The sequence below is a fragment of the Nonomuraea sp. NPDC004186 genome (genome assembly GCF_053603495.1).
This window is the reverse complement of the sequence record NZ_JBSGFQ010000084.1, coordinates 21,940-37,200: the sequence shown is the minus strand read 5'-3', so window position 1 is coordinate 37,200 and position 15,261 is coordinate 21,940. Positions and strand designations below refer to the sequence as shown.

Below are 15,261 nucleotides of genomic sequence, written 5' to 3'. Positions count from 1 at the left end.
ACCGGGATAGGAAGTAGCCATGCGGATGGACAGGAGAACCCTGCTCGGGGCGGGGATGCTGGCGGGGCTGACGAGCGCGTGCACGACCGGTACGCCTGCGGTGAAGCCTAAGTTCGACCCCGGCGACTGGGCGTCCGTGCGGGCCCAGTTCGCGCTGGACCCGGCCTACGGGCAGTTCGCGGCGTTCGTGCTGGCGCCGGCTCCGGCCCCGGTCCGCGAGACGATCGCCAAGCACCGCGACGCGCTGGACGCCGACCCCGAGTACACGCCGCCCGGCGCGCAGTCGCCCGACCGGACGGTACGCGAGGCCGCGGCCCGCTATCTGGGCGCCAGGGCGGAGGAGGTCGCGCTGACCGACAGCACCACCATGGGCCTGGCCCTGCTCTACTCCGGCCTCAGGCTGCGCCCCGGCCAGGACGTGCTGACCACCGAGCACGACTTCCTCGCCACCCACGAGGGGCTGCGGCTGCTGGCCGAGCGAACGGGCGCGAAGGTGCGCAAGGTCAGGCTGTACGACGACCCCGCCCGCGCCGACGCCGGCCGGATGGTGGCGGCGATCAAGGCCGGGCTCGGCCCGCGTACCAGGGTGGTCGCGGTCACCTGGGTGCATTCCAGCACCGGCGTGCGCGTGCCCGTCCGCGCCATCGCCGACATGCTCGCCGAGGCGAACAAGGGCCGCGACGAGCACGACCGGGCGCTGCTGTGCGTGGACGGCGTGCACGGGTTCGGCGCGATGGCCGACGGCCCCGGCGACCTGGGCTGCGACTTCCTGGCCAGCGGCACGCACAAGTGGCTGTTCGGGCCGCGCGGCACCGGCATCGTGTGGGGCAGGGCCTGGGACGCGGTCTCCCCGATCATCGCCAGCTTCAGCGGAGCGTCGTTCCAGGCGTGGCAGGGCGGCGCTTCCCCAGGGGCGAGCACGGCGGACCTGGTCACGCCGGGCGGTTTCAAGGCGTTCGAGCACCGGTGGGCGATGCCGCAGGCGTTCGGGTTCATGACGGCGATCGGCAAGGACCGGGTGCGGCGGCGCACGCAGGAGCTGGCCACCGGGCTCAAGGACGGCCTGGCCGCGATCCCGCAGGTCACGCTGGCCACGCCGCGGGCGCCCGAGCTGTCGGCGGGCCTCGTGTGCTGCTCGATCGAGGGGATGGCGCCGATGGAGGCCGTCGACCGGCTGCACGCGAGCAAGGTGATCGCGAGCGTGACGCCGTACGACCCGCCGCTGCTGCGCTTCGGCACCAGCATCGTGACCACCCCCGAGCAGGTGGACCAGGCGGTCAAGGCGGTGGCCGGGCTCCGCTGAGCCCGGGTGTCAGAGCCAGCCCTGGGCCTTGGCGCGCTGCACCGCCTCGATGCGGTTGCGGGCGTGCGTCTTCTGGATGGCCGAGGACAGGTAGTTGCGCACGGTCCCCTCCGACAGGTGCAGCTTGCCGGCGATGTCGCCGATCGTGGAGCCGTCCACCGCCGCCTCCAGCACGTCCCGTTCCCGCGCCGACAGCGGGTTCGGCCCGGCGCTGAGGGCCGCCGCGGCGAGCCCGGGGTCGATCACCCGCTCCCCCGCGTGCACCCGCCGGATGGCCGCGGCCAGCTCCCTGGCCGGGCTGTCCTTCACCAGGAACGCCGAGGCCCCGGCCTCCATGGCGGTACGCAGGTAGCCGGGCCGCCCGAACGTGGTCAGGATCATCACCCGGCACCCGGGCACCTGCCGCGTGATGCTCGCGCAGGCCGCGAGCCCGTCCATGCCGGGCATCTCGATGTCGAGCAGCGCGATGTCGGGCCGGACCTTGGCGGCGACCGCGACCGCCTCCTCCCCGTCGGCGGCCTCGCCGGCCACCTCGATGTCGGGCTCCAGGCCCAGCAGGGATGCCAGCGCGCCGCGTACCATGCCCTGGTCCTCCGCCAGCATCACGCGGATCACGCGCAGGCCTCCTTCCCGACCGGCACCAGCACCCGCAGGTGATGGCCGCCGCCCCTGGCGGGGCCCGCCTCCACCGTGCCGCCCGCACCCGCCACCCGCTCGTTGAGCCCGCTCAGCCCGCTGCCCATCGCGTACGGCCCGTCGCCGCCCGTTCCGTTGTCCATGATCTCCAGGGTGGCGTGTCCGGCCTCGAACGTCACCCTGATCTCGCACCGGGTGGCCCGCGCGTGGCGCACGACGTTGGTGACGCCTTCGCGTACGGACCAGCCGAACAGCCCGTCGAGCAGCTCGGGCAGCGGCGTCCCCGAGACCCGCACCTCGGCCGCCACGCCCGCCGCGCGTAACACGGTCCTGGCGTTGTCGAGCTCCTCGGGCAGGCTGCGCTGGCGGTAGCCGGTGACGGCCTCCCGCACCTCCGTCAGGGCCTTCCTGGCGACGGTCTCGATGTCGGTGATCTCCCTGTGCGCCTGCGGCGAGTCCTCGGACAGCCGTCCGGCCAGCTCGCTCTTGAGCACGATCAGCGACAGGCTGTGCCCGAGCAGGTCGTGCAGGTCGCGGGCGATGCGCAGCCGCTCCTCCGTGGCCGCCAGCCGGGCCACCTCGTCCTGGGCCAGGCGCAGCTTGACGGTCAGCGCCCTGGTGTTGCGCACGCTGATGAACAGCACGCCGAGCGTCAGCACCTGCAGGCCCAGGACGATGATCGTGTCGGCGTCGTCGTGGTTGATCAGGCCGGCGCCGACGACGACGGCCAGCTGGGCCACCACGGCCACGACGGCCCACAGGGGCGGCAGCGTGAACCCGTACAGCACGACGGTGTAGACCGGCAGGCTCAGCCAGGGGCCGCCGAAGGAGGTGGCGCCCACCACGCCGAGCACGCTGGTCACCAGGAGCAGCGGATAGGTCAGGCGGCTGTGGTCGAACATGCCCTTGTTGACCAGCACCGTCGCGAGGAAGGAGGCGACGAACGTGACGAGCAGCACCGCCGCCCACACCGCCCGGGCCCCCGTGAACGTGCCACCCACGATGTCGCTGACGGGGAAGACCAGGTAGACCAGGCCCACGGAGATGCCGATCAGCCGCCGCTTGCGTGACGGCTTGCCATCCGCGTCCCCGAAGGTGATCCTCTCGGCGAAGCTCATGGAGACTCCTTGGACGAGGAGACGCGGCGCGACGCCCCGTGTCCCGCTACAGTGCGGGAGGCGGCGATGACCAAGCCGTCTCCCGCGCGATTCGCAAGATCCTCGCCGCCGGGCCGGCGGAGAGGTGAAACGCCTGTGGAGCTGGTGTCAAGAGCGTACGGTAGCCCGATGATAAAGGTAGGCGGCGGCGCCCCCCAGCGCGACCGCCCACCCGGCGACGACCAGCACGTCCGTCATGGCTAGTCCCTGGCCGGCGACGATGCTCTGGCCCAGCCTGGCGTAGTGGAACGACGGGGTGACGTCCGCGACCGTGCGCAGGGTGTCGCCGAGCACCTCGGGCGGGAACCACAGCCCGCCGGCGATCGCCAGCGCGAACATGCAGATCATCGCGGCCGGCTGGGCGGCGTCGGCCGAGAGCACGGACCCGATGGCCAGGCCCAGCGCGACGAACGGCAGCACGCCGAGCCAGAGCGCGAGCAGCAGCTCCGCCCAGGTGCCGAGCGACAGCGACACGTGCTGCTGCACCACGGCGGCCAGGCTCACCAGCACCAGCGAGGGCAGCACGAGCACCATGGTGGCGCCGAGCTTGGTCACGATGATCGCCCAGCTCGGCAGCGGGGTGATCTGGAGCTGGCGCAGCCAGCCGGACTGCCGCTCGGTGGCCCACGGCACGGCCGAGCTCATCATGGACGAGGCCAGCGCCCCGTAGGCGGCCATCGACACCATCAGGATGACGCTGTACCTCACGCCGCCCGCGTCGGTCTGGTTGCCGTAGATGTTGGCGTTGATGAGGTAGAGCAGGACGGGGAAGGCGACCACGAAGATCAGGTAGCGCCGGTTGCGCAGCATCCGCAGGGCCTCGGTCTTGGCGTAGTAGAGCATCAGGACTCCCTGGTCAGGGCGAGGAAGGCGGATTCGAGGTCGGCGCTGGAGAGCTTCAGCTCGCTCACGTCGAGGGTGGTGCCCCGGTAGAGCGCGGCGAGGGTGGCGTCGGTGTCGGAGGTGTGCAGGGTGACGACGCCGCCGGCGACCTCCACGGCGGTCACCCCGGGCAGCCGGTCGAGCCCGGCCGCGGGCTGCTCGCCGAGGGCGAAGCTGACGGTGTGGCCGCCGGCCCCGGCCTTGATCTCGGCGGCGGTGCCGTCGGCGGCCAGCCGGCCCTTGGCGATGACGATCACCCGGTCGGAGTGCTCGTCGGCCTCCTCCAGGTAGTGGGTGGCGAACAGCACGGTCCTGCCGTCGGAGGCGTAGTCGTGCATGCTGGCCCAGAAGCGCAGTCGCGATTCCACGTCCATGGCCGCGGTCGGCTCGTCGAGCAGCAGGATCTTGGGCGCCCCCGCGACGGCCAGGGCGAACCTGACGCGCTGCGACTGGCCGCCGGACAGCTTGTTCGCCCGCCGGCCGGCGAGCTCGGTCAGGTCGGCCAGCTTGAGGATCTCGTCCAGGGCGAGGGGGTTGGGGTAGAGGCGGCGTACCAGGTCGATGAGCTCTTTGACGGACAGCTCGGGGATGAGCGCGCCGTTCTGGAGCATGGCGCCCATCTGGCCGGCCCGGACGGCCTCGTCGGGGGTGCGGCCGTGCACGGCGACCGTGCCCGTGGTGGGCTTGAGCAGGCCGAGCAGGAGGTTGATGGAGGTGGACTTGCCGGCGCCGTTGGGGCCGAGCAGGGCCACGGTGTTGCCTGGCTCGATCGTGAGGGAGAGGTCGTCGACGGCGAGCACGTCCCCGTAGTGCTTGCTGACGTGGTCGAACACGATGGCGTTCATGAGAAGAACGCTATGGCCGCGGCTTCCGGCCGGTTAGTGCGTTACCTCCGGCGTTGGCCGTGACATTTGTCAGGCCAACGCCGGGGCCGGACGTCACACGCGGCAGGCGTAGATGTCGGTGATCAGGATCGCCCGCGCGCCGATGTCCCAGAGCTGGTCCATCACCAGCTGGTGGCCCTGGCGGCGGACCATGACGCGCACGGCCACCCAGCCCTCGCGGTGCAGCGGGGAGACGGTGGGGCCCTCCATGCCGGGGGTGAGGGCGATGGCCTCCTCGATGCGCTCGGCCCGGATGTCGTAGTCCATCATCACGAAGTCGCGGGCGTGCACGACTCCCTGGATACGGCGGACGAGCTGCTGGGCGGCGGGCGTGTCGGGCGAGCTCTGCTGCTTGATCAGCACCGCCTCCGAGCGCATGATCGGCTCGCCGAACACCTCCAGGCCGACGTTGCGCAGCGTGGTGCCCGTCTCGACGACGTCGGCCACCGCGTCGGCCACGCCGAGCCGGATGGCGGTCTCGACGGCGCCGTCGAGCTTGATCACGCGGGCGTCGACGCCCTCGTCGGAGAGGTATTTGTCGAGCAGGCCCGCGTAGGAGGTGGCGATGCGGCGGCCGTTGAGGTCGGCGGCCGAGGTCATCGTGCCGGCCGCGGCGGCCAGGCGGAAGGTGGAGCCGCCGAAGCCGAGCGGCATGATCTCCTCGACCGGCGCGCCGGAGTCGACCAGCATGTCACGGCCGGTGATGCCGACGTCGAGCGTGCCTTCGCCGACGTAGACGGCGATGTCGCGGGGTCGCAGGAAGAACAGCTCGCAGCCGTTGGCCTCGTCGACGACGACGAGCTCCTTGCTGTCCCTGCGGGGCCGGTAACCGGCCTCCTTGAGCATGTTCTGGGCCGCCTCGCTGAGCGAGCCCTTGTTGGGTACTGCCAGACGCAGCATGTTCGGGTCCTCGATCTGTCTCGCTGTTGCTTCTCCAGGGGCTTGGTGGCGGGCGCCGGGCGCCCTAGAGATGCTTGTAGACCTGGTCGAGGCCGATGCCCTTGGCGATCATGAGCACCTGCACGTGGTAGAGGAGCTGGGAGATCTCCTCGGCGGCCCTGTCGTCTGACTCGTGCTCGGCGGCCATCCAGCTCTCGGCGGCCTCCTCGACGACCTTCTTGCCGATGGCATGGACGCCGGCGTCGAGGGCGGCCACGGTGCCCGAGCCCTCGGGCCGGGTCCTGGCCTTCTCGGACAGCTCGGCGAACAGCTCTTCGAAGGTCTTCATGGTCTCTCTCGTCGGTCGGCTGACGTGCTTGTCAAGCCTAGTCTGCGTGAGAGGGTGACGCCGCCCCGCGTCCGCCACGCGAGACGGCCTCACCAATGGGCCACCGGGGCGTTCTCAGCCGAGCGCCTTCCTGGCCCTCGCGATCCGCTCCATGGCGTGCGCGGACTCGCCGCCCTCGTGCCCGTTGTACGGGTAGACCTTGATGTCCTTCTCCCCGGCGTAGTGGTTGTAGGCGGCGAACACCGTGGACGGCGGCGTGATCCCGTCCTGCAGCCCGACCGAGAAGAGGGCGGGCGTGGCGGCGCGGGCGGCGAAGTTGACGCCGTCGAAGTAGGCCAGGGTCTCGAAGACGGGCTCGACCTTCTCCTTGAACGCCCGGCAGTAGGCGGCGATCTCGGCGTACGGATGTTCGCCGGTGATCTCCGTGGCGTGCCGGATGTGGCACATGAACGGCACGTCCAGGAAGGCGCAGGCGAGGCCGGGCACCAGCGCCGAAGCGGCCAGCGCGATCGCCCCGCCCTGGCTGGCGCCGCCGACCGCGACCGTGCCCACCCGGGGGTGGGCCCTGGCGGCCTCGACCGCGCGCACCGCGTCGGTGTAGAGCCGCCGGTAGTAGTAGGCGTCCGGGTCGTGGATGCCGCTGGTCATGACGCCGGGTGTGGTGGGGCCGGAGCCGGGATAGGGGTCGGCGGTGTCGCCGCGCCGCCACCCGCCGGCCCCCTGGCCCCGGCTGTCCATGGCGAAGACGGCGTAGCCGAGGCTGGGCCAGAGCAGCCAGTCGATCGGCAGCCCGCGTCCGCCGCCGTAGCCCTGGTACTCGACCACGCACGGCACCGGCCCGGCGGCCTGGCGCGGGACGAGCAGCCAGCCCTTGATCGGATGGCCGCCGAAGCCGGCGAAGGTGACGTCGAACACCTCGGCGGTGGTCAGCGGGGAGGCCACGGGGGTGAACTCGGGGGCGAGTTCGTGGGTGCGGGCCTCGGCGAGCGTGCGCTCCCAGAAGGCGTCGAAGTCGGCGGGCTCGGCGCGTTCGGGGAGATACTCGCGTAGCCGGGCGAGTGGCATGTCTACGAACATCGGCACTCCTGGAGGACACATCGGGGTGCCCTCACCGTAACGGTGATCGCGCCGGCGCGATCATCCGGTCGCGGGAGGGCGAGCGTTCGGCGCCAGGAGAGCCGCGGTTATCGCTGATACGGTTCAGTGAAAGTTTCAGAGAGGAGCACGGGGTGAAGAGGCCAACGATCGCCGACATCGCCAGACGGGCCGGCGTGTCCAAGGGGGCTGTCTCCTACGCGCTGAACGGCCAGCCCGGTGTCTCCGCCGAGACCAGGGCGCGCATCCAGGCGATCGCCCAGGAGATCGGCTGGCGGCCCAACGTGGCCGCGCGCTCGCTCAGCGGCGCCAGGGCCGACGCCATCGGCCTGGTCCTGTGCCGCCCGGCGCGCTTCCTCGGCGTGGAGCCGTTCTTCATGGAGCTGATCAGCGGCATCGAGGGCGAGCTGGCGGCCAGCTCGTGCGCGCTGATGCTGCAGGTGGTGGCCGACCACGAGGCCGAGATCGCGGTCTACCGGCGCTGGTGGGGCGAGGGCCGGGTGGACGGCGCGATCCTGGTCGACCTGCACACCGACGACCCCCGGATACCGGTGGTCGAGCGGCTGGGCATGCCGGCGGTGGTGACCGGCCACCCGTCGGGCACCGGCTCGCTGCCCTCGGTGTGGTCGGACGAGGTGGCCGTGCTGCGCGAGGTGGTCGAGTATCTCGCGGCGCTCGGCCACCGGCACATCGCCAGGGTGGCCGGGCTGCCGGAGCTGCTGCACACCAGGATCAGGGACGAGGCGTTCGCGGAGCTCTGCGCCGAGTCGGGCGTCGGCGAGCATCCGGTCGTCCACACCGACTACACGGGCGAGCAGGGCGCCCGCGCGACCAGGCGGCTGCTCAGCTCCCGGGCCAGGCCCACCGCGATCGTCTACGACAACGACATCATGGCGGTGGCGGGGCTGTCGGTCGCCCAGGAGATGCGCCTGGACGTCCCCGCCGAGCTGTCGATCGTGGGCTGGGACGACTCGCCGCTCTCCCAGGTGGTGCGGCCGTCGCTGACCGCGGTGACCAGGGACATCCCCGCCTGCGGCGCGCACGCCGCCCAGACCCTGCTCCGGCTGATCGGCAGCGGGGAGACGGGGAGCCCGGAGGGGCCGCCGGCGCGCCTGCTGCCCCGGGGCAGCACCGCCCCCGCGGGCCGTGACCGAACCGTTTCACGGGCGATGTAGCCACAGGTCAGCGGCTCCATAAGGGGAAACATTTCAGCAATCTCCAAGGCTGGCTATTGTAACTTACCCGTTTAAGTGGTGAGATCCCTACACCATTGAATTTGGGCGCCAGTCGTGGGGATGCCCTCGCACATCCGCACGCCCTTCGCAGGGGAGTCCCGGCGCCCATCCGACCGATAGATCGGACAGCCCCATGCGACGAACGATGGCAGCGTGCAGCGCGGTCCTGCTGACGGTCCTGAGCGCGGCCTGCGCCACGAGCGGCCAGACGCAGACCAAGCAGGCAGACCAGAACGCCCCCGCGACCCTGTCCTTCTGGTCCACGGGCGGAGACGACGAGACCGCGACCTTCCAGAAGGCGGCCGACCTCTACCACCAGAAGCATCCGAACGTGACGGTCAAGGTGCAGACCCTGTCGTGGAGCGACGCGTACGCCAAGTTGCTGGCCGCGGCCACCAGTCGCAACGGGCCCGACGTCATCTCCGGCGGCATGACCTGGACCATCCAGTTCGGCACCAGGGGCGCCATGGTGGACCTGCGCAAGTACGGCGCCGACTCGCTCAAGGCGCAGGCGCTGCCCGCCCAGTGGGAGTCGGCCATCTCCCCTGACGGCTCGGTGTACGGCGTGCCGCTGGACATGTCGACCCTGGCCCTCTACTACCGCACCGATCTGCTGGAGAAGGCCAAGGTCGAGCCGCCCAAGACCTGGGACGAGCTGACCGCGGCCATCGACAAGCTCAAGGCCGCCGGCGTGAAGAAGCCCTACAGCCAGGACTGGGGCAACCTGGACTGGATCGGCTACTTCAACTACCTCTACCAGGCGGGCGGCTCGTTCTACACCGCCGACTGCAAGCCCTCGCTCAACACCCCGGAGGCCGAGAAGGCGCTGACGTACTGGGCCGACCTGTACAAGAAGCACGGCGCGCCGACCGCCACCGTGGAGGGCTCCGACGCGCTGGACACCGGCACCGCGATGGTGGTGGCGGGCAACTGGATCGCCAAGGGCATCGACATCAACAAGCCGAAGCTGAAGGGCAAGTGGGCGATGTCCACGATCCCCGCGGGGCCCGCCGGGCCGACCGCGTTCATCGGCGGCCGGGCGATCGGCGTGACCTCCTTCAGCAAGTACGTCGAGACGGGCGCGGACTTCGTCAAGTTCATGTACAGCGACGAGGCCATCGCCGCGATCTCGGACGAGGCCAGGAAGCGGAACATCTCCTACATCTCACCGCGGGCCGACAAGATCGTGAACGGCTCGGTGTTCGCGCCCGAGCAGGCTCAGGTGTTCGAGGCGTCGATCAAGACGGGCAAGGCCGCGCCGGGCTGCCCGGGCTGGGACGAGAGCGCGCCGGACGTGACCAAGCAGCTCCAGTCGGTCATCCTGGGCAAGTCGGATGCCAAGACCGCGCTGGCGGAGGCCGCCAAGGTCATGGAGCGCAACGCCGGTTAGCCGCTCGCCGGGACCGGCATGTCCCGGTCCCGGTCCGGCCCCCCGATGACCTAGGAGTCTGACATGGCCTCCCCCATCCCCCTGCGCAGCAGGCTGCGCCGCTACGGCACCTCGTACGCGATGCTGCTGCCCTTCCTCGCGCTGTTCGCGGGCTTTCTGATCTGGCCGCTGGCCAACTCTCTCTATCTGAGCTTCACGAAGTTCGACGGGATCAACCCCGCCGCGTTCACCGGCCTGGAGAACTTCCAGCAGCTGGCCTCGGACGCCAGGTTCCGCCACGCGCTGGGCAACACGGCCCTGTACGTGGTCGCGTCGGTCGTGTTCGGCACGCTGCTGTCGCTGGGCCTCGCGCTGGCCTTCAGCGGCACGAGCTGGCTGCACCGGATCATGCGCACGGTGTTCTTCCTGCCGTCGGTGACCTCCTCCATCGCGCTCATGCTGATGTGGAAGTGGGTCCTCTACCCCAGCGACGTGGGCCTGGCCAACACCATCGTGGGCTGGTTCGGCGGCAAGGCCGTGGCCTGGCTGGCCACGCCGGGGCTGACGATCCCCATCCTGGTGGTGATGTCGGTGTGGGGCGGCATGGGCTACGGCATGGTGCTGTACGTGGCCGGCCTCGGCTCGATCCCCGAGGAGTACTACGAGGCCGCCAAGATCGACGGCGCCTCGACCTGGCACCGCTTCCGCCACATCACCCTGCCGCTGCTGCGTCCCGTCACCACGTACGTGGTGGTGACCGGCCTGATCGGCGCCTTCCAGGTGTTCGAGGCCGTCTACATCGTCTTCTCGTCGGGCGCCAACACCATCGGCGGCGTGCTCGACTCGGGCCTGATGATCGTCCCCTACCTCTACGACCAGGGATTCACCCACTTCAGGCTGGGCTACGCCTCGGCGATCGCCTGGGTCCTCTTCCTGATCATCTTCGTGCTGAGCCTCGTCAACCTGCGCGTGGGCCGCGCCATGAAGGAGCTGTGATGGCCGTCGCCCCGATGGACACGATCGCCCCCGCGCCGCAGCCGTCCCGGCACGCGGCCCCGGCGGGCGGCAGCCGACGCGCGAAGATCAACGGGCATCTGCTGCGCCTGCCGTTCTACCTGCTGGCGCTGACGATGATCGCGCCGTTCTACTGGCTGCTCATCACGGTGTTCAAGCCGCCGAGGGAGCTGGCCAGGACGCCGCCGTCGTTCGTGCCGCAGTCCCCCACGGTCGCCAACTTCTACGACACGGAGTGGAGCCCCAAGGGGATCAACCCCGGCCACCTGGCGGGCATCTTCCAGCGTTACCAGGTGGACATGGGGTTCTGGCGGTTCATGCTCAACAGCCTCGTCATCACCACCGCCATCACCGCCGGGTCGCTGCTGATCTGCTCGCTGGCCGCGTACGTGATCTCCAAGCACGACATCAAGGGCCGGCGGACGATCTTCCTGCTGATCATCGCCTCGATGATGGTGCCCTGGCAGACGACGCTGATCCCCAACTACGTGATCATGCGGAACCTGGGCTGGCTGGACAACTACGCCGCCTACATCGTGCCGGCGCTGGCCAAGGCGTTCGTGCTGTTCTTCCTGGTGCAGTTCCTGCAGTCGCTGCCGAACGAGCTGATCCAGGCGGCCAGGGTGGACGGCGCCGGGGAGTGGCGGATCTGGTGGAAGATCGTGCTGCCGCTGCTGCGGCCGGCGCTCGCCGCGATGTCGATCTTCATCGTGCTCGCGGAGTGGAACAACTTCCTCTGGCCGCTCATCATCGTCCAGAGCGACGAGATGGCGAACATACCCGTCGCACTGGCCAGGCTCAACTCCTACTACGTGGGCCCCGATCACCAAGGCGCGATCATGGCGGGCGGGCTGCTCGCGTCGGTCCCGACGATCGTCTTCTTCGTGATCTTCCAGAAGTACTTCACCCGCGGCATCGCCCTCAGCGGCCTCAAGGGCTGATCCGGTGCGCCTGGAGCAGCTCCAGGAGGTCCCGGTCCACCGGGAACCCGTCGAGTTGCTCGAAGCGCGCACCGGGCCGCCGGTGCCCGATCACCCCGAACGGCCCCTGGAACTCCCACAACGCGTATCCCCAGCCGAACGAGGCGAACACGCCGAGCACGTCGGACAGCCAGCGCAGCGCGACGTCGTTCGGCGTGTGGTCGTAGCAGCCGAACTCGCCCACGTGGACGGGCACACCCTGCCCCGCCACCTCGCGCCACGGGGCGTAGAAGTCGCGCAGCGCGGCCCGGTCCCAGCGTCGTCCCTGGTAGTCGCAGGGGTAGGTGGGCTCGGCCAGGCCCTGTGAGCCGGGCCACCACTCGGCCCGGTAGTGGCTGACGCTCATCGGCGCGTAGCCGCGGGTGCTGTGGACCACGCCGAGGTCGGCCAGCTCCGGCACTGCCAGGTGGCCGCCGCCCAGCCCGTCGATCACGATCGGCCGGTCCGGGTCGGCCCGCCGGATCTCCGCCACCACGCGGCGGATCACCGTCTCGTGCGCCGCCCTGGTGAAGCCCCGCTCCCCCACCGAGGGCGGCTCGTTGACGAGGTCGAACGAGAGCTCGTCGCCGGGCACGCCCCGGTAGCGGCGGGCGAAACCGGTCCAGATGGCGGCGAAGCCATCCTGCGCCTCGCGGTCGGCCCAGAGGTTGTGGTGCTCGCTCTCCCACCCGGTGATCACGTAGCCGGGGGCGCGGTGGAGGTTGAGCGAGAGGTGCAGGCCGCGCTCGCGGCAGGCGCCGAGGTAGGCGTCCAGCACCTCGAGCACGCGCTCGCCGGGGTGGGCGTAGTCGAGCCCGTCGGTCCAGAAGCGGTAGTCGCACGGCATGCGGACGAAGTCGAAGCCCCACGCGGCGATCGCGTCCAGCACCCGCTCATCGACGGGCGCGGGCTTCACGCCGGGGTCCTTCCAGAACATCCACTGCAGGTTGAACCCGTACCGCCTCATGCTTCCACCACCACATCGTTGACGCAGCGCAGCACCGGCACGCGGACGAGGGCCTGCTCGTTCAGGCCCGCCGTGTCGATCAGGAACTCGGCCCGCTCGCCCGGCAGCAGCGTGACGAGCTGGTCGTCGGCCTCGGCGGCCGGGTCCAGCCGGTCGGGGAAGACGGCCAGGTCGCGCAGGAGCGTGCGCGCGGTGACCGTCAGCCGGAGCCCGCCGGGGACGGCCTCGGCCGCGGTGTCGTAACGCGGCTCGGGCAGGCGCAGGTCCCGGTCGGGCGCGAAGAACCACAGCGCCCGCGCCACCGCAGGGTCGCCACCGCCCGGCGCGGCGATCCCGGCGGCGATCGGCTCGCCCGCCCGGTCGTCCAGCTCGGTGATCCCGGCGGCGATCGGCTCGCCCGCTGGGTCGTCCGGCCCGGTGATCGCGGCGGTGATCAGCTCGCTCGCCGGGTCGCCCGGCTCGGCGACGGGCGCGGCCAGCGGCAGGGTGACGACCGCCCGGGGCGGCACGTCCAGCGCGAGGTCCTGCGCCGCGAGCACGCTGCCGTCGAAGCCGTGCCGTACGGCCCGCGCCGACGCCCGCCACGGCCGCGCGCTGTCGTTGACGGCGACCAGCGCCATCCCGCCGTCGCGCGGCTGCACCGTCAGCAGCCGATCGGCGTACGCCCTGCGCAGCGCGTGGAACAGCGGCTTCCTCCGCCCGTCCCCGTCCACGGCCGACCACGACGTGACCGGCCAGCAGTCGTTGAGCTGCCACACCACGCTGCCCGCGCAGTGCGGCCACAGGGCCCTGAAGTGCTCCACCCCGAGCTGGATGGCACGCGCCTGGTTGACCTGGGTGAGGTAGTGCCAGTCGTCGAAGGTCCCGGGGACCGGGAAGTGCGGCTTGAGCCCGGCGGCCAGCTTGAGGTTGCCGTCGACGGCCTTCTGGTGGTGCAGCAGGCCCCGGGAGTCGGGCAGCAGCGGCTCGTCGCTGATCGCCCGCCGGATCGTGGCGTACGCGGCGGGCCCCTGGAAGCCGAACTCGGCGGCCATGCGCGGCCGGTAGTCGCGGTAGACGGTGTAGTCGCGTTCGTTCCACACGTCCCAGATGTGCATGGTGCCGCGGGCCGGGTCGTTGGGCGGCAGGTCCATGGAGCCCGAGTAGGGGCTGCCCGGCCAGTACGGGCGGGTCGGGTCCAGCTCGGCCACGACGCGCGGCAGCGTCTCCAGGTAGAAGCCGCCTCCCCAGCTACGTCCCTGGAGCGGCTCCTGCCAGCCCCAGTCGGCGTAGCCCTCGATGTTCTCGTTGTTGCCGCACCACAGGACCAGGCTCGGGTGCGCGCTCAGCCTGGCGACCTGCTCGCGCGCCTCCGCCTCCACCTCGGCCCCGATCGGGTCCTCCTCGGGGTAGGCGGCGCAGGCGAACGGGAAGTCCTGCCAGACCATCAGCCCGAGCCGGTCGCACAGGTCGTAGAAGTCCTCGCTCTCGTACAGGCCGCCGCCCCACACGCGGACGAGGTTGACGTTCGTCTCGCAGGCCTGGGCGAGCCGGGCGGCGTAGCGGTCGCGGCCCACCCTGGTGGGGAAGCAGTCGTCGGGGATCCAGTTGACCCCTCTGACGAACACCTCGACCCCGTTGACGGCCAGGGTGAACGCGCCGTCCTCGGTACGCAGCCGCACCTCGCGCAGCCCGATCCGGCGACGCCACACGTCCTCGCCGGCCGTCACCTCGAGCTCGTAGAGCGGCTGCTCGCCGTACCCTCGCGGCCACCACAGCTCCGGGTCGGGCACCTCCAGCGTGAGCACGGCCTCGTCGCCGTCCTCGGGGATCACGGCGCGGGCCGTCACCCCCTTGATCGCCGCGCTCACCTCGGCGGCGCCCGTCTTCTCCACCCGGACGTGCACGTCCACCCTGGCCGTCCCGTCCTCGACGGTCACCAGCGGCCGGACCTCGGCGATCCTGGCCCCGCTCCACTCGTGCAGCCCGATCGGCCGCCAGATGCCCGCCGTGATCAGCGTCGGGCCCCAGTCCCAGCCGAAGTTGCAGGCCATCTTCCTGATGAAGTTGTAGGGCTGGGTGTAGGCGCCCGGCCGGTGGCCGAGCTCCTCCCGCAGCCGCTCGGCGTATTCGAGCGCCGATCCGAACGTGACCGTCAGCCGGTTGCTCCCGGTCCGCAGCGCGTGGCGGACGTCGAACCGGTACGAGCGGTGCATGTTCGCGGACTCGCCCACCCGCACGCCGTTGAGCTCGACGGCCGCCACGGTGTCGAGCCCCTGGCACACGAGGTCGACGTGCTCGTGCCCGGTGCCGTCCCACGAGAACTCCGTCTCGTAACGCCACTCGGTGCGCCCGATCCAGGCCAGGTGGGTCTCGTTGTCGTCGAGGTAGGGGTCGGGGATCAGCCCCGCGGCGAGCAGGTCGGTGTGCACGCAACCTGGGACGGTGGCCGGGGCCCGCACGTCGCCGCTCGCGGAGCGGACGGTCCAGGCTTCATGAAGGGGGCGGAACGGGCTCATCAACCCTCCGGGCTCGAGCAGCGGGAATGGCAAT

General features: G+C 71.0%; 14 protein-coding genes. 5 read left to right on the top strand and 9 right to left on the bottom strand.

The genetic code is table 11. The features are described 5' to 3' along the window. The first annotated feature begins 25 nt into the window (after positions 1 to 25). Complete coding sequence (locus ACWEPL_RS46020; RefSeq protein ID WP_452439947.1) at positions 26 to 1,303, top strand: aminotransferase class V-fold PLP-dependent enzyme; 1,278 nt, start codon at positions 26 to 28, stop codon at positions 1,301 to 1,303. A 9-nt stretch (positions 1,304 to 1,312) separates the two neighbouring features. Here the strand turns inward: ACWEPL_RS46020 and ACWEPL_RS46015 are convergent, their stop codons facing one another. From ACWEPL_RS46015 to ACWEPL_RS45985, 7 genes are all read right to left on the bottom strand, one after another. Next, positions 1,313 to 1,918, bottom strand: coding sequence for a response regulator transcription factor (locus ACWEPL_RS46015; RefSeq protein WP_318786876.1), 606 nt, complete (start codon positions 1,916 to 1,918; stop codon positions 1,313 to 1,315). After that, positions 1,915 to 3,057, bottom strand: a complete 1,143-nt coding sequence (locus ACWEPL_RS46010) for a sensor histidine kinase (RefSeq protein ID WP_363969979.1) — start codon at positions 3,055 to 3,057, stop codon at positions 1,915 to 1,917. The genes ACWEPL_RS46015 and ACWEPL_RS46010 overlap by 4 nt, the downstream gene beginning before the upstream one ends. A gap of 147 nt (positions 3,058 to 3,204) precedes the next feature. Then, positions 3,205 to 3,939, bottom strand: a complete 735-nt coding sequence (locus tag ACWEPL_RS46005; RefSeq protein ID WP_452439946.1) for an ABC transporter permease — start codon at positions 3,937 to 3,939, stop codon at positions 3,205 to 3,207. Next, a complete protein-coding gene (locus ACWEPL_RS46000) occupies positions 3,939 to 4,823 on the bottom strand; it encodes an ABC transporter ATP-binding protein (protein WP_452439945.1) in 885 nt (294 codons plus the stop codon). Before ACWEPL_RS46000 ends, ACWEPL_RS46005 begins: the two co-directional genes overlap by 1 nt. 93 nt (positions 4,824 to 4,916) lie before the next feature. Then, complete coding sequence (gene hisG / locus ACWEPL_RS45995; protein ID WP_363969986.1) at positions 4,917 to 5,762, bottom strand: ATP phosphoribosyltransferase; 846 nt, start codon at positions 5,760 to 5,762, stop codon at positions 4,917 to 4,919. A gap of 64 nt (positions 5,763 to 5,826) precedes the next feature. Then, positions 5,827 to 6,090, bottom strand: coding sequence for a phosphoribosyl-ATP diphosphatase (locus ACWEPL_RS45990; protein ID WP_192785690.1), 264 nt, complete (start codon positions 6,088 to 6,090; stop codon positions 5,827 to 5,829). Between the two features lie 114 nt (positions 6,091 to 6,204). Further along, entirely contained in the window at positions 6,205 to 7,167 is a 963-nt protein-coding gene (locus ACWEPL_RS45985) for an acetylxylan esterase (RefSeq protein WP_452439944.1), read from the bottom strand. A 152-nt stretch (positions 7,168 to 7,319) separates the two neighbouring features. Between ACWEPL_RS45985 and ACWEPL_RS45980 the strand changes: the two genes are divergently transcribed. The 4 genes from ACWEPL_RS45980 (at position 7,320) to ACWEPL_RS45965 (ending at position 11,744) form a co-directional block, all read left to right on the top strand. After that, on the top strand, positions 7,320 to 8,360 hold the full coding sequence (locus ACWEPL_RS45980) for a LacI family DNA-binding transcriptional regulator (RefSeq protein WP_363969990.1): 1,041 nt from the start codon (positions 7,320 to 7,322) through the stop codon (positions 8,358 to 8,360). A 205-nt stretch (positions 8,361 to 8,565) separates the two neighbouring features. Beyond that, complete coding sequence (locus tag ACWEPL_RS45975) at positions 8,566 to 9,810, top strand: extracellular solute-binding protein (protein WP_452439942.1); 1,245 nt, start codon at positions 8,566 to 8,568, stop codon at positions 9,808 to 9,810. A gap of 63 nt (positions 9,811 to 9,873) precedes the next feature. Next, entirely contained in the window at positions 9,874 to 10,785 is a 912-nt protein-coding gene (locus tag ACWEPL_RS45970) for a carbohydrate ABC transporter permease (protein ID WP_452439941.1), read from the top strand. Beyond that, the gene (locus ACWEPL_RS45965) at positions 10,785 to 11,744 is read left to right on the top strand and encodes a carbohydrate ABC transporter permease (RefSeq protein WP_452439940.1); all 960 of its coding nucleotides are present in this window, start codon (positions 10,785 to 10,787) and stop codon (positions 11,742 to 11,744) included. Before ACWEPL_RS45970 ends, ACWEPL_RS45965 begins: the two co-directional genes overlap by 1 nt. On the opposite strand, the gene ACWEPL_RS45960 is transcribed toward ACWEPL_RS45965, so the two are convergent. Both ACWEPL_RS45960 and ACWEPL_RS45955 read right to left on the bottom strand, forming a co-directional pair. Continuing rightward, a complete protein-coding gene (locus ACWEPL_RS45960; RefSeq protein WP_452439939.1) occupies positions 11,734 to 12,729 on the bottom strand; it encodes a glycoside hydrolase family 5 protein in 996 nt (331 codons plus the stop codon). The genes ACWEPL_RS45965 and ACWEPL_RS45960 overlap by 11 nt on opposite strands. Continuing rightward, a complete protein-coding gene (locus ACWEPL_RS45955; protein ID WP_452439938.1) occupies positions 12,726 to 15,227 on the bottom strand; it encodes a glycoside hydrolase family 2 protein in 2,502 nt (833 codons plus the stop codon). The genes ACWEPL_RS45960 and ACWEPL_RS45955 overlap by 4 nt, the downstream gene beginning before the upstream one ends. Positions 15,228 to 15,261: the final 34 nt, after the last annotated feature.